At 72.7% G+C, this 13,715-nt stretch carries 13 protein-coding genes; all 13 read left to right on the top strand.

Features of this window, described 5'->3' with window-relative positions:
* The first annotated feature begins 285 nt into the window (after positions 1–285).
* The 13 genes from ACIQMX_RS35700 (at position 286) to ACIQMX_RS35640 (ending at position 13,693) form a co-directional block, all read left to right on the top strand.
* Entirely contained in the window at positions 286–810 is a 525-nt protein-coding gene (locus ACIQMX_RS35700) for a DUF2617 family protein (RefSeq protein WP_363075107.1), read from the top strand.
* 84 nt (positions 811–894) lie between these two features.
* On the top strand, positions 895–2,493 hold the full coding sequence (locus tag ACIQMX_RS35695) for a polyamine aminopropyltransferase (protein ID WP_363075109.1): 1,599 nt from the start codon (positions 895–897) through the stop codon (positions 2,491–2,493).
* 84 nt (positions 2,494–2,577) lie between these two features.
* Entirely contained in the window at positions 2,578–3,549 is a 972-nt protein-coding gene (locus tag ACIQMX_RS35690) for an SRPBCC domain-containing protein (protein WP_363075111.1), read from the top strand.
* Positions 3,550–3,570: 21 nt separating this feature from the next.
* Positions 3,571–4,356 (top strand): aldose 1-epimerase, encoded by a 786-nt coding sequence (locus ACIQMX_RS35685; protein WP_402484341.1) that lies wholly within the window; start codon positions 3,571–3,573, stop codon positions 4,354–4,356.
* 51 nt (positions 4,357–4,407) lie between these two features.
* A complete protein-coding gene (gene pyrE / locus ACIQMX_RS35680) occupies positions 4,408–4,947 on the top strand; it encodes an orotate phosphoribosyltransferase (RefSeq protein ID WP_402484339.1) in 540 nt (179 codons plus the stop codon).
* Between the two features lie 201 nt (positions 4,948–5,148).
* Complete coding sequence (fbaA, locus tag ACIQMX_RS35675; RefSeq protein ID WP_402484337.1) at positions 5,149–6,171, top strand: class II fructose-bisphosphate aldolase; 1,023 nt, start codon at positions 5,149–5,151, stop codon at positions 6,169–6,171.
* Between the two features lie 93 nt (positions 6,172–6,264).
* Positions 6,265–7,431 carry a MalY/PatB family protein gene (locus ACIQMX_RS35670; protein ID WP_402484336.1) on the top strand — a complete coding sequence of 389 codons (1,167 nt, stop codon included), beginning with the start codon at positions 6,265–6,267 and terminating at the stop codon, positions 7,429–7,431.
* Between the two features lie 292 nt (positions 7,432–7,723).
* Positions 7,724–9,229 (top strand): MFS transporter, encoded by a 1,506-nt coding sequence (locus ACIQMX_RS35665; protein ID WP_363075119.1) that lies wholly within the window; start codon positions 7,724–7,726, stop codon positions 9,227–9,229.
* Between the two features lie 71 nt (positions 9,230–9,300).
* Positions 9,301–9,714, top strand: a complete 414-nt coding sequence (locus tag ACIQMX_RS35660; protein WP_328894897.1) for a DUF3151 domain-containing protein — start codon at positions 9,301–9,303, stop codon at positions 9,712–9,714.
* A gap of 165 nt (positions 9,715–9,879) precedes the next feature.
* Positions 9,880–10,728: a tryptophan 2,3-dioxygenase family protein gene (locus tag ACIQMX_RS35655; RefSeq protein WP_363075121.1), complete on the top strand. Its 849-nt coding sequence runs from the start codon at positions 9,880–9,882 to the stop codon at positions 10,726–10,728.
* On the top strand, positions 10,721–11,926 hold the full coding sequence (kynU, locus tag ACIQMX_RS35650) for a kynureninase (RefSeq protein ID WP_402484333.1): 1,206 nt from the start codon (positions 10,721–10,723) through the stop codon (positions 11,924–11,926). The genes ACIQMX_RS35655 and kynU overlap by 8 nt, the downstream gene beginning before the upstream one ends.
* A 91-nt stretch (positions 11,927–12,017) precedes the next feature.
* Positions 12,018–12,689 carry an SUKH-4 family immunity protein gene (locus ACIQMX_RS35645; RefSeq protein ID WP_402484331.1) on the top strand — a complete coding sequence of 224 codons (672 nt, stop codon included), beginning with the start codon at positions 12,018–12,020 and terminating at the stop codon, positions 12,687–12,689.
* 98 nt (positions 12,690–12,787) lie between these two features.
* On the top strand, positions 12,788–13,693 hold the full coding sequence (locus tag ACIQMX_RS35640) for an alpha/beta hydrolase family protein (RefSeq protein ID WP_402484329.1): 906 nt from the start codon (positions 12,788–12,790) through the stop codon (positions 13,691–13,693).
* Positions 13,694–13,715: the final 22 nt, after the last annotated feature.

Below are 13,715 nucleotides of genomic sequence, written 5' to 3'. Positions count from 1 at the left end.
GGCGGGATGAGGAGGAGCCTCTAAGTCCCGCCGGGCGCCTTTTTGTTGGGCCGTGCGGCGCATTCCCGGTGAACACCTGAACCGGCAGGCCCCCGAGGGGATGGAAACCACGCCAAGTTGGGTAAAAACGCTGCGAGTGCGGCGTAGTTCGTGATTCCCTCGGTGGAGAGAACATTCAGCCCTCGGACCCCAGTTGGGCCTGATCGGGCGCCTCCCACCTCCCACGTGCACCACGTCGGGGCGCCCCCTGTCCACGTGTCCATGTGTGTTTTGCGGAGCCGACCCATGCTCACGACCCTTCATACGGCCTATTCCGACACCCGTGCCGCCGATCTGGCCTGGGCGCTGGGGCGTGAACCGCTCCCGGCGCTGGCCGTCCTCGATCTCGGGCTCGCCGGCGCACAACTGCAGTTGCGGCTGCTCGGCGCCTCCCATCAGGTACTTCTGGAGGAGGAAGAGGGCAGCTGCTCCGAAACCGTCGCCTGTATGCCCGGCAGCAGCACCCCGCTGCCCTTAGGCGTCTCCAAGCGGCTGGGGGACTGGGAGTACGAGTTCGCGGCGCGCGTCGAGACGCTCAGCGCGGGCTCCTTCGCGGGCCGGGCGCAGGAACTGCTGGCGCTCGTCGCCGACCATCCCCACGGCCTGGCCGGGACGTTCCCGGGGAGCCCGCACGCCTTCACCGCGATGCTGGCCCAGCGGACCGAGGGCCAGGTGCGGTGGCGCACCTGGCACGCGTACCCGCAGGAGGGCCGGCTGGTGGTGACGCGGACCCGGGTGGGTGTGCGGATGCCGGCGGCGGCGGTGCTGTGACCGGCGCCAACTCCGTTGGAAATACGCCGATTACACCCTTGTGGGTGACAAGCGGCGACGTTTCAGTGACGTAGCGTTCGCGGCATGATCGACCAGCAGGTGCCGCTGCGTGGGGGCGCGGCGCGGCTTCCCGTGCGACCGAGGACCGGCCGGTACCTCGTGCTGGCCACTGTCTTCATCTGCGCCGCCTGCGGGCTGGTGTACGAGCTCGAACTGGTCGCACTCGCCTCCTACCTGATCGGTGACTCCGTCACCCAGGCATCCGTCGTGCTGTCCGTGATGGTGTTCGCCATGGGCATCGGCTCGCTGCTCGCGAAACGGCTGCGCAGCCGTGCGGCGGTCGGCTTCGGGCTGATCGAGGCGGCGCTCGCCCTGGTCGGCGGCTCCTCCGCACTGGTGCTCTACGCGTCGTTCGCCTGGATCGGGGAGTCGCGGTACGCCCTGGTCGGGTTCTCGCTGGCGATCGGCATTCTGATCGGCGCGGAGATCCCGCTGCTGATGACGCTGATCCAGCGGGTGGACCGGCAGGACGCGGGCGGGGCGGTCGCCGATCTCTTCGCCGCCGACTACGTGGGCGCGCTGGTCGGAGGGCTGGCGTTCCCGTTCCTGCTGCTGCCGATGCTCGGCCAGCTGTCGGGCGCGCTGTTCACCGGGACGGTCAACGCGGCGGCCGGCGGGGCCCTGGTCCTGTGGCTGTTCCGGCGGGATCTCACCGCCCGCTCCCGGTGGCTGCTGGTCACCGCCAACGTGCTGGTGATCGCCGTGCTCGCCACGGCCGCCGTGCTGGCCGACGACTTCGAGCGGGCGGCGCGGCGGGCGGTCTACGGCGATCAGGTGCGGGTCGCGATGCAGACCGAGGTCCAGGAAGTGGTGCTGACCGGATCGGACCGCGGCTCGCTGGACCTCTACCTGGACGGGCGGCTGCGGGTCAGTTCCCGCGACGAGTACCGCTACCACGAGGCGCTGGTGCACCCGGCGATGAACGGGCCGCACGCCCGGGTCCTGGTCCTCGGCGGCGGGGACGGCCTGGCGGCCCGCGAGGTGCTGCGCTACCCGGACGCGCGGAGCGTGACCGTGGTGGAGCTGGACCCCGCCGTCACCCGCTTGGCCCGTACCGACCGGGCGCTGTCCGAGCTGAACGCACACGCGTACCGGGATCCGCGGACGAGGGCGGTGACCGGGGACGCGTTCAGCTGGCTGCGGACGGCGCACGACCGCTACGACGTGGTGATCGCGGACCTGCCGGACCCGGGGATCTCGGCCAGCGCGAAGCTCTATTCGGCGGAGTTCTACGGACTGGTCGCCCGGGCCCTGGCACCGGACGGCCGGCTGGTGGTGCACGGAGGGCCGGCGGTGAGCCGGCCGCGCACGTACTGGACGGTCGAGGCGTCCATGCGGGCGGCCGGACTGCACACGCGCCCCTATCGGATCAGCGGGCGGTACGCCGGATCCGCGGCCGGTCCCGACCGGGCCACGGGCCGGAAGGCCGAGGTCCACGGCTGGGGGTTCGTGCTGGCCGGACCGGCCGAGTCACCCGCCCTGGGTCTGGACGCCGGGGCGCCGCCGTTGCGGTTCCTGACCGGCTCCGCGCTGCGGGACGCGGGGCGGCGTGCGGAGGCCGGGCGGCTGCGGGGCCGGGCGCCGTCGACGCTGGTCCATCCGCGGTACTGGGAGGAACGGTGAACGGTGCGCGGCAGGCCGGTGGCGGGGCCTTCGGGGATGCGGAAGCGCTGACGCGGTGGCCGGGGCTGAGTAGGCTCGGTTTCCATGGAGCATGAGGTGTTCGTTCCGGTTCCGGTCCCGGCCCTTCGGCGGACGCTGGGCGATCCTGCCCGGGTCGCGCGCTGTGTGCCCGGGCTCCAGCAGGACGCCGACGCGTCCGCGGGCCCGCTGGCCGGCCGGCTCAAGGTCCGGGCCGGCGGCCACACCATCACGTACCGGGGCGCGCTGCGGCTCACCCCGTTGCCCGGTGCCGCGCACGGGGTGGCCGTGGCGGGCGAGGGCACGGAGGCGCGCGGCAGCGGTTCGGCGAAGCTGGCCCTGGCCATCCGCCTCACCGCGCGCGACGGCGGTACGGCGATCGTCTTCGAGGGCACGGTGGGCGGCGACGGCCGGCTGCTGGAGCTGGACCCGGCAGCGGCGCTGTCGGCGGCGCACCGACTGCTGGACCGGTTCGCCCAGCAGCTGGTCACGGAGTCCCTCTCCGGGGACGCGGGGGCCGAGGGCGGGGACGCGGGGTCTTCGGGCGATGAGGTGCGGGACGCCGTGCAGGACGCGGGCGAGGCCGCCGCCGCAGCTGTCACCGCCGAGGAGCAGGCCGTCGGCGAAGCCGTGGAGCAGGCGCTGGAGGAGGCCGCCGAGGAAGCGGACACCTCGCGGGCCGGTGACGCCCCGGCCCCGCACGACGCGGCTGCGGACGAGCCGCCGGCCGGGGAGCAGCCGCCGGAGCGGGCCTCCGTCTTCGACACCCCGGTGCCGCCGTCGTCGATGGACCCGGTGGCCGGGATCGAGTTCACCGTCCCGGACGGGCCGCCCGCCGAGGCCGCCCATGCCCGGCGCACCATGATCGGCCGCAGTGCGGAGGAGGTCGACCACGCGCCGCCGCGCGGCCGGTACGCCCCCGTCCCGTCACCCGATGCGAGCGGTGCGGGCGCCACGCTCCGCTGGGTGGCCCCCGCGGCCGCACTCGCCCTCGCCTCCGCGGTGGTGGTGGGCCGGGCGCTGCGGCGCCGGAGGTAGCCGCGCCAGTAGGGTCGTCGTGTGAGCAGCAGCGAGAAGGACGTCCGGCTGTCCGTCGGCGAGGCAGAGTTGACCGTGAACCCCGCCAACGGCTGTCGTATCAGCAGCCTGCGGATCGGCGGTACCGAACTGCTGCGGCAGGGGGAGCGCTACGGCTGCTTCCCGATGGTGCCGTGGTGCGGGCGGACCGAGAACGGGCAGTTCCGGGACGGCGGCGTGCTGCATCAGCTGCCGCTGACCGCCCCGCCGCACGCCATCCACGGCACGGGCCGTGACACGGCCTGGCGCACGGCGCGGCGGAGCGGGACGGACGCCGCGTTCTACTACGACCTGACCGACCCCTGGCCGTACCAGGGCCGGGTGACGCAGACCTTCGAACTGACGGAGTCCTCACTGACGTTGGCCTTCGGCGTCGAGACGTACGGGGACTCCTTCCCGGCCCAGGCCGGCTGGCATCCGTGGTTCCGGCGCAACCTCGGGGCCGGCGGGGACGTCCGGATCGACTTCGACGCCGCGTGGCAGGAGAACCATCTGCCGACCGGTCGACGGATCCCTCCCCTGGCCGGACCGTGGGACGACTGCTTCGGCATGCCCGACGGCGTCGACGTGACCCTCACCTGGCCGGAGCGGCTGGAGCTCACGGTGAAGAGCCGTACCGAGTGGGTCGTGGTCTACGACGAGCAGGACGAGGCGGTCTGTGTGGAGCCGCAGTCGGGTCCGCCGAACGGCCTGAACACCGCTCCCCGCTACGTCACCCCGATCGAACCCCTGGAGATCGCGACGACGTGGAGCTGGCGCACGCTCTGAGCGCGGTGGTCCCGAGCGGGTGCGGGGCCGGTCGGCCTTATCCTCGTAGCCATGACTGACGTACGCGCTGAGCTGTTGCAGCAGATCAAGGGCAAGGCCGTGGTTCACGGCAAGGTGACTCTCTCCTCCGGTCTCGAGGCCGACTGGTACATCGATCTGCGCCGCATCACGCTGGACGGCAAGGCCGCTCCGATGGTCGGTCAGGTCATGCTCGACGCGACCGCGGAGCTGGACTACGACTGCGTGGGCGGGCTGACGCTGGGTGCCGACCCGGTCGCCACTTCGATGCTGCACGCCGCCGCCGCCCGCGGGCAGGAGCTGGACGCGTTCGTGGTGCGCAAGGCGCAGAAGGCCCACGGCATGCAGCGCCGGATCGAGGGCACGGAGGTCAAGGGCCGCCGCTGCCTGGTCGTCGAGGACACCTCGACGACCGGCGGTTCGCCGCTGACCGCCGTCGAGGCGGTGCGCGAGGCGGGCGGCGAGGTCGTCGCCGTCGCCGTGATCGTGGAGCGGGGCGCGGCTCCGGCCATCGCCGAGGCGGGCCTCCCGTACGTCCACGTCTACTCGGTCCCGGACCTCGACCTGGCCTGACCTGCGGTTTCCCTCAAGGGGGGTCGGTTTCACGTGAAACCGACCCCCCTTGTCGTCTGTCCGGCGCGGGGCACCCGGAACGCTGGGGGAGTACGCGGGGTGGAGCCGGGACGAGAGTCTGGGAAGATGGGGGCGACGATGACGTCGCCCCCAGGTCAGGGAACCAGCAACGCACACCCGCACATCCCAAGGAGCGGACAGATGCCCATCGCAACCCCCGAGGTCTACGCCGAGATGCTCGACCGGGCGAAGGCAGGCAAGTTCGCCTACCCGGCCATCAATGTGACGTCGACGCAGACCCTGCACGCTGCGCTGCGCGGTTTCGCCGAGGCCGAGAGCGACGGCATCGTTCAGATCTCCACCGGTGGGGCGGAGTTCCTGGGCGGCCAGTACAACAAGGACATGGTCACGGGCGCCGTTGCCCTCGCCGAGTTCGCGCACATCGTCGCCGCCAAGTACGACATCACGGTCGCGCTGCACACCGACCACTGCCCCAAGGACAAGCTGGACACGTACGTCCGTCCGCTGATCGACGTCTCCGCGGAGCGCGTCGCCAAGGGTCTGAACCCGCTGTTCCAGTCCCACATGTGGGACGGCTCGGCCGAGACGCTGGCCGACAACCTGGCCATCGGCCAGGAGCTGCTGGCCAAGGCCGCCGCCGCCAAGATCATCCTTGAGGTCGAGATCACCCCGACCGGTGGCGAGGAGGACGGCGTCACGCACGAGATCAACGACGAGCTCTACACGACCGTCGACGACGCGCTGCGTACCGCCGAGGCGCTCGGCCTGGGCGAGAAGGGCCGCTACCTGCTGGCCGCGTCCTTCGGCAACGTGCACGGCGTCTACAAGCCGGGCAACGTCGTCCTGCGCCCCGAGCTCCTCAAGGACCTCCAGGAGGGTGTTGGCGCCAAGTACGGCAAGACCTCCCCGTTCGACTTCGTCTTCCACGGCGGCTCCGGCTCCACCGCCGAGGAGATCGCCACCGCGCTGGAGAACGGCGTCGTGAAGATGAACCTCGACACCGACACCCAGTACGCCTTCACCCGCCCGATCGTGGACCACGTGTTCCGCAACTACGACGGCGTGCTGAAGGTCGACGGCGAGGTCGGCAACAAGAAGGTCTACGACCCGCGCAGCTGGGGCAAGTCCGCCGAGGGCGGCATGGCCAAGCGCGTCACGGAGGCCTGCGTCAACCTGCGGTCCACCGGCACCAAGCTGAAGTAATCCCGTACGGATGTCTGCCCGGGCCCGGTACCCCTTGGGGTGCCGGGCCCATGGCGTGTCCGTACCCGGCAGGAATGATCTGAGGGAGCAGCTGTGAGCACGTCCTACGACTTCGACACCGTCATCGACCGCCGCGGCACGTGGAGTGTGCAGTGGGACGGGGTCGCGGACAGGTTCGGGGTGGACGGGCTGCTGCCGTTCACCATCTCGGACATGGACTTCGAGACGGCCCCCGAGGTGCTGGCCGCCCTGCGGGCCCGGCTCGACCACGGCGTGTTCGGCTACACCGACTGGCGGCTGGGCGACTTCCGCCCGGCGGTGGCCCACTGGTTCGCGACCCGGTACGACACCGTGATCGACACCGGCCGGCTGGTGTACGGGCCCTCCGTGCTGAGCCAGCTGTCGCAACTGCTCCAGATGTGGACGGCCGAGGGCGACGGCGTGGTCGTCCACACCCCGACGTACGACGGCTTCCGCAAGGCGGTCACCGGACTCGGCCGCGAGCTGCGCGGTGTGGGCCTCGGGGACACGGAGGCGCTGGAGCGGGAGCTCGCGCGTCAGGACAGCAAGGTCCTCGTGGTCTGTTCGCCGCACAACCCGTCGGGGCGGGTGTGGACGGAGGCGGAGCTCGCGGAGATGGCCTCGCTCGCGGCACGGCACGGGGTCGCCGTGATCAGCGACGAGATCCACGCGGACTTCGTGCACGAGGGCCGCGTTCACGTGCCGTGGACGCGGGTGGGGGGTGACGGGCGCTGGGCGCTGATCTCCTCGGCCTCGAAGGCGTTCAACTTCCCGGCGCTGACCGGCTCGTACGGGATCGTCGGCCGCGCGGAGGACCGGACGGAGTACCTGCGCCGGATGGAGACCGCGGAGGGTCTCGCCTCACCGGCGGTGCTCTCGCTGACCGCGCACATCGCGGCGTACCGGGACGGCGCGGCATGGCTGGATGCCGTACGCGCGTATGTCGCCGGGAACCTGGCGCTGGTCGCGGAGCGGCTGAACGCGGCGTTCCCGGGTCTGGAGTGGGAGCCGCCGCAGGCCGGGTACCTGGCCTGGATCGACCTGCGCCGGGCGGGCGTGAAGGACGACGAGGCGCTCCAGCGGGTGCTGGTCGAACGGGAGCGCGTCGCGGTGATGCCGGGGGGTGTGTACGGGGCGGAGGGCTTCGTACGGCTGAACGTGGGGTGCGCGCGGAGCAAGGTGGTGGCGGGGGTGGAGGCGCTGATCCGGGGAGTGGAGGCGGTGCGGGGGGCCGCGTAGCGGCCGTGGGGGAGCGGGGGCGCAGTGGCGCGGGGGGTCTCGGGGGCACGGGGGCGCAGTGGCGCGGGAGGTTTCGGGGCGCTGCCCCGGACCCCGCTCCTCAATCGCCGGAGGGGCTTGAGCTGCCTGGCCGCGGCTGGACGGGCCGGAGGGGCTTGAGCTGCCTGGCCGCGGCTGGACGGGCCGGAGGGGCTTGAACTGCCCGGCCGCGGCTGAACGGGCACGAAGGGCTTGCATGGCCGCTTGGGTGTGCCGAGTGGCCACGCGCCCGACCGGCAACGATGCTGAAGCCATGGCGGAGAGATCAGCTGAATCCGGCGGCATCCGTGTCGCCTCCACCGCCGGGCGCTGGGTCGTCCTCACCACCGTGCTCGGGTCGAGCATGGCCATGCTCGACTCCACCGTCATCAACGTCGCCCTGCCCCGCATCGGCGAGGACTTCGGCACCGGCCTGGCCGCGCTCCAGTGGACCGTCAACGCCTACATGCTGACCCTGGCCGGGCTGATCCTCCTCGGGGGCGCGCTCGGTGACCGGTACGGGCGGCGGCGGGTCTTCGTCGTCGGCGTGGTGTGGTTCGCCGCCGCCTCGCTGCTCTGCGGCCTCGCGCCGAGCGCGGAGGTGCTGATCGCCGCCCGCGCGCTCCAGGGTGTCGGCGGCGCCCTGCTCACCCCCGGATCGCTGGCCCTGATCCAGGCGAGCTTCCACCCGGACGACCGGGCCCGCGCGGTCGGGCTGTGGTCGGGGTTCGGCGGGGTCGGCGCCGCCGTCGGGCCGTTCGTCGGGGGATGGCTCGTCGACGGGCCGGGCTGGCGGTGGGTGTTCCTGCTCAATCTGCCGCTCGCCGCGATCTGTGTGCCCGTCGCCCTGCGCCACGTACCGGAGTCCCGGGATCCGTACGAGCACGGCCGCTTCGACGTCCTGGGGGCCGCACTGGCCGCCCTCGCGCTGGCGCTGGTCACGTACGCGCTGATCGAGGCGCCGGGGAAGGCAGCCTCCCCGGCCGTGATCGGTGCGGCGGTCGGCGGAGTGCTCCTCGGCGCCCTGTTCGTCCAGGTCGAACGAAGGCGGGCGGACCCCATGCTGCCGCCTTCGGTGTTCGCGTCCCGGCAGTTCACGGCCGTCAACATCGTCACCCTCTGCGTGTACGCGGCGCTCGGCGGATTCTTCTTCCTCTCCGCCATCCAGCTCCAGGTCGTGGCGGGCTACTCCGCGCTCGGGGCCGGCACCGCCCTGCTGCCGACCACCGTCCTGATGCTGCTGTTCTCGGCCTCCTCCGGCGAACTGGGCCGGCGGATCGGTCCCCGCATCCCGCTCACCGCCGGTCCGCTGATCGCCGCCACCGGAATGCTGCTGATGCTGCGCGTGGGTCCGGGGTCCGGTTCCGTGACCGGATACCTGAGCGACGTGCTCCCCGCCGTCGCGGTCCTCGGCGTCGGCCTGGTCACCCTGGTGGCGCCCCTCACCGCGACCGTCCTGGCCTCCGTGGACACCGGCCGGGCCGGCCTCGCCAGCGGCATCAACAACGCCGCCGCCCGTGCCGCCGGACTGATCGCCGTGGCCGCCCTGCCCCTGCTCGCCGGAATGGGGCCCGAGGCCTACCAGGACGCGGGGGAGTTCGCCGCGGCCTTCCGGCGGGCCATGCCGATGTGCGCCGGACTGCTGGTCCTCGGCGCCCTCATCGCGTGGACGACCGTGCGCACGCCGCCGGCCGCGGTGCAGGACACCGCACAGCCGGAGTGCACCGTGCACTGCGGCGTCACGAGCCCTCCGCTGGAACCAGCCCACGACAGGCCTTAGAGGCGCTCGTTTCGCGGCATTGTGCGCACCGCGTGCCCCGGGCGGCGGCGCCGGCAGGCACACTTGAACCCATGTCGATCCACGAGAACCTGCTCGGGGGCCCCGCCCCGACCCACCTGCCCGACGACCCGGAGCCGCGCGAGCTGCTCGCCGCCGGCACCGCGCCCGCCGATGTCGCGGCGAAGTACCCGACCTCCTCGCTGGCCTGGGCGCAGCTCGCAGACGAGGCGTTCGAGGGCGGCCGGGTCATCGAGTCGTACGCCTACGCCCGCACCGGCTACCACCGCGGCCTGGACGCCCTGCGCCGCGCCGGGTGGAAGGGCCACGGCCCCGTACCGTTCGAGCACGAGCCGAACCGCGGCTTCCTGCGGGCCCTGCACGGCCTCGCGCGCGCCGCGCAGTCGATCGGCGAGCAGGACGAGTACGAGCGCTGCTCGACGTTCCTGCGCGACTCCTCGCCGACCGCCGCCGAGACCCTCGGCTAGCCGACGCTCCCACCTGCGGGCCCTGTGGACGATCGCCGTCCGCGGGGCCCGTGCGGCTGTCGCGGCCTGCGGATCTCCGCTTAGGATGCGAGCAGGGGACCGGAGCTCCACCACCTCACGGTGGGGGCGGACCGCTACCCGGAAGCTCGTGTCGAGGAGACAGCAATGTCTACGATTCACCCCGACCCCGAAGCCACCGGTGCGCAGACCCCGCACCTCGACTTCGCGGGAACGACTCCGTACGAGGACTATGTCCAGGCGGATGTCCTGACCCACCTCCAGCACCTCCGCTCGGACGATCCCGGCGAGATGGTCTTCCTGGTCACCACCCAGGTCATGGAACTGTGGTTCACCGTCATCGTCCACGAGTGGGAGACCGCCGCGCACGCCTTGCGCGAGGACCGGCTGGATGTCGCGCGCGACGCGCTGAAACGATCGTTGCGGGAGCTGGAGGCGCTGAACGCCTCCTGGACGCCGCTCGCCCAGCTCACCCCCGCCCAGTTCAACTCCTACCGGTCCGCGCTTGGCGAGGGCTCCGGCTTCCAGTCGGCCATGTACCGGCGGATGGAGTTCCTGCTCGGAGACAAGTCCGCGTCCATGCTCGTGCCGCACCGGGGCGCGCCCCGCGTCCACGCCGAGCTGGAGAAGGCGCTCGCCGAGCCCGGTCTGTACGACGAGACGCTCGCCCTGCTCGCCCGGCGCGGCCACGCGGTGCCCCGGGCCGTGCTCGGCCGCGACCTCACCCAGAAGTACGAGCCGTCGCCCGAGGTCGAGGCCGTCTGGGCGGAGATCTACGCCAACCCCGACCAGAACGACGAACTGGTCCGGCTCGGCGAGGCGCTCACCGACGTGGGCGAACTCGTGTGGCGCTGGCGCAACGACCACCTCGTCGCCACCCGGCGGGCGATGGGCTCCAAGACCGGGACCGGTGGGTCCGCCGGGGTCGCCTGGCTGGAGAAGCGCGCCACGAAGAACGTGTTCCCCGAGCTCTGGACGGCCCGCAGCCATGTCTGACCTCCAGGAGCGCGCACACGCGCTCGACACCGCGGACGCGCTGGCGCCGCTGCGGAAGCTCTTCACCCTCGACGACACCGTCTACCTGGACGGGAACTCGCTCGGCGCGCTGCCCCGGCATGTGCCCGCCCGGGTGCAGGAGGTCCTCACCCGCGAGTGGGGCGAGCTGCGCATCCGGTCCTGGGACGAGAGCGGCTGGTGGACCGCCCCGGAGCGGATCGGCGACCGCATCGCCCCGCTCGTCGGTGCGGCGGCCGGCCAGATCGTCGTCGGCGACTCGACGAGCGTGAACGTCTTCAAGGCCGTCGTCGCCGCGACCCGGCTGGCTCCGGAGGGCCGCGACGAGATCCTGGTCGACGCCTCCACGTTCCCCACCGACGGGTACATCGCCACATCGGCGGCGCGCATGACCGGCCACCGGATCGTGCCGGTCGCCCCCGCCGACGTACCGGGCGCGCTCGGCCCGCGTACCGCCGCCGTGCTGCTCAACCACGTCGACTACCGCTCCGGCCGGCTCCACGACCTGCCCGGTCTCACCGCCGCGGTGCACGCCGCGGGCGCGGTCGTCGTCTGGGACCTGTGCCACAGCGCGGGCGCGCTGCCCGTCGGACTGGACGAGCACGGGGTGGACCTGGCGGTCGGCTGCACGTACAAGTACCTCAACGGCGGCCCCGGTTCGCCCGCGTACCTGTACGTCGCCGCACGGCATCAGGCAGCCTTCGACTCGCCCCTGCCGGGATGGACGTCGCACGCCGACCCGTTCGCGATGACCCCCGGGTACACACCCGCGGACGGTGCCGTACGGGGCCGGGTCGGGACCCCCGACATCCTGTCCATGCTGGCCCTGGAGGCGTCCCTCGACGTCTGGGACGGGGTCGGGATCGACGCGGTGCGGGCCAAGTCGCTGGCGCTGACGGACTTCTTCCTGGAGTGCGTCGCCGCGTACGCCCCCGAGGGCCGGGTCACCTCCGTCACCCCGGCCGCCCACGGGGAACGCGGCAGCCAGGTCGCACTGCGGTGCGAGGACGCCGAAGCCGTGATGGCCGCGCTCATCGCGCGCGGCGTCGTCGGGGACCTGCGGCGGCCGGACGTGCTGCGGTTCGGCTTCACTCCGCTGTACGTGGGGTTCGCCGACGCGGAACGCGCGGCGCGGGTGCTTGCGGACGTGTTGACCGCTTCCGCCGCTCCGGCGGCGTAGGCTGCCGGATCAGTCCGGCGACCGGCTCGCCCCGGTCGCCGGACTGACACAGAGGCCGCGACGACGGTCGACGGCCAGGGGGTGGCACCGGATGCTCTTCGATGTCGAGGACGGTGGCGGCGAGGACGGGTACGACCGTTCGGGCCATGTTCGGGCCTCGCGCGAGGTCCTCGACGACGTGGTGCACCGCCCGGAGGATCTTCGTGCGCTGTGCGACATCGGCTTTCCGCAACGCCCCTTCTGGATGGCCCCGGTTCTTGCCGCGGACGGCTGCGCGGTGGTGGCCGGCCGGCCCATCGTGGACCTGGATGACGAGGTAGTGATCATCGAGGAGGAGTTCGGCAGCATTCTGCTCTTCGGCGCGGTGCAGGGCTGGTACCTCTTCCTCGGCCTCGACGACGGCACGGTGCACGCCCTCCCCGGCGAGACGGAGCTCTTCGAGGGTGATCTGCGCCCGGTGCACACCGACCTCTCCTCGCTCCGGCACCTGCTGGAACTGCTGCACCGGCGGGTGCTGGAGGTGGCCCGCGAGGCGACCGGTGTCGACCGGTCCGCTCCGTACCCCGAGCTCGCTCCGTACCCCGGTCCCGCTCCGTACACCGAGCTCGCCCGCTTCGCCGACGGGATCCAGGACGAGTACGCGCGCGTCGACCCGGTGGCCTTCTCCGCGGAGGAGTCCGGGCTGAGCCCCTGGGTCCCCTTCTTCGGTGATCTCAGGGGAGGGCTGTACGGCACGTACTACCACTGCTCCGACCGGGCCTGACGCAGGATCACCCGCCGCCGGGAAACGGGCACCCCGGTACTGATACCGTCCCCGCAGGTCAAGCCAGTTGGCCAGGGCACAGGGACGGTTGGAGCAGCATGTCGGATTCCGCCGCGCGTGATCAGGCCGCGCGTGATCAGGCCGCACGTGATCAGGACGCGGCCGAGACCGAGTCCGCGTTCTCGCATCCGGCGGTCGCCCCCGATGTGTCCGCCGCCTACGGCAGCCACCCGGACCAGGTGATCGACTTCTACGCCCCGCGCGACGGGCGGGCCGGCGCCCCCGTCGTGGTCGTCCTGCACGGCGGGGCCTGGCGGGCACCGTACGACCGGCTCCATGTGTCGCCGTTCGCGGACTTCCTGGCCCGGCGCGGTTTCGCCGTCGCCAGTGTCGAGTACCGGCGCGGGAGCGAGCTCCCGCAGCAACGCGGCTCCGGCCCCGTCGCCGGGCGCTGGCCGGAGACCTTCGACGACGTCGCGGCGGCCATGGACGCGCTGCCCGAGCTCCTGGGACGGCACATGCCCGCGGCGGACGCCCGGCGGACCGTCGTGACGGGGCACTCGGCGGGCGGGCAGCTGGCCCTGTGGGCGGCTGCCCGGCACGTTCTGCCGGAGGGCTCGCCGTGGCGGCTGCCGCGTGCGCCCGCGCTGCGCGGAGTGGTCGCGCTCGCCCCGATCGCGGACTTCGCCTCGGCCGTCGGACTCGATGTCTGCTCCGGCGCGGTCGGGCAGTTCCTGGGGCGCGCGGAGGACTTCACCGAGCGCGCCGCACACGCCGATCCGGCCCTGCTGCTGCCCACCGGGATCGCCACGGCCGTGGTGCAGGGCACCACCGACCTGACCGTGCCGCAGGCCGTCTCGGAGGCGTTCGTGGACGCCGCGGCGAAGGAGGGCGAGACGGTGGGGCTGACGCTGCTGCCGGACGTCGGGCACTTCCCGCTGATCGACCCGGCGGCGGACGCGTGCGCGGTGGTCGCCGAGGAGATCGCCCAGCTGGCCTGGTAGGACCAGTGCCGGCTGCGCCGCG

Source organism: Streptomyces sp. NPDC091416, from assembly GCF_044756845.1.
Classification (GTDB): Bacteria; Actinomycetota; Actinomycetes; order Streptomycetales; family Streptomycetaceae; genus Streptomyces.
The sequence above is the reverse complement of the archived record's forward strand: the minus strand, read 5'-3'. Positions and strand labels throughout refer to the sequence as shown.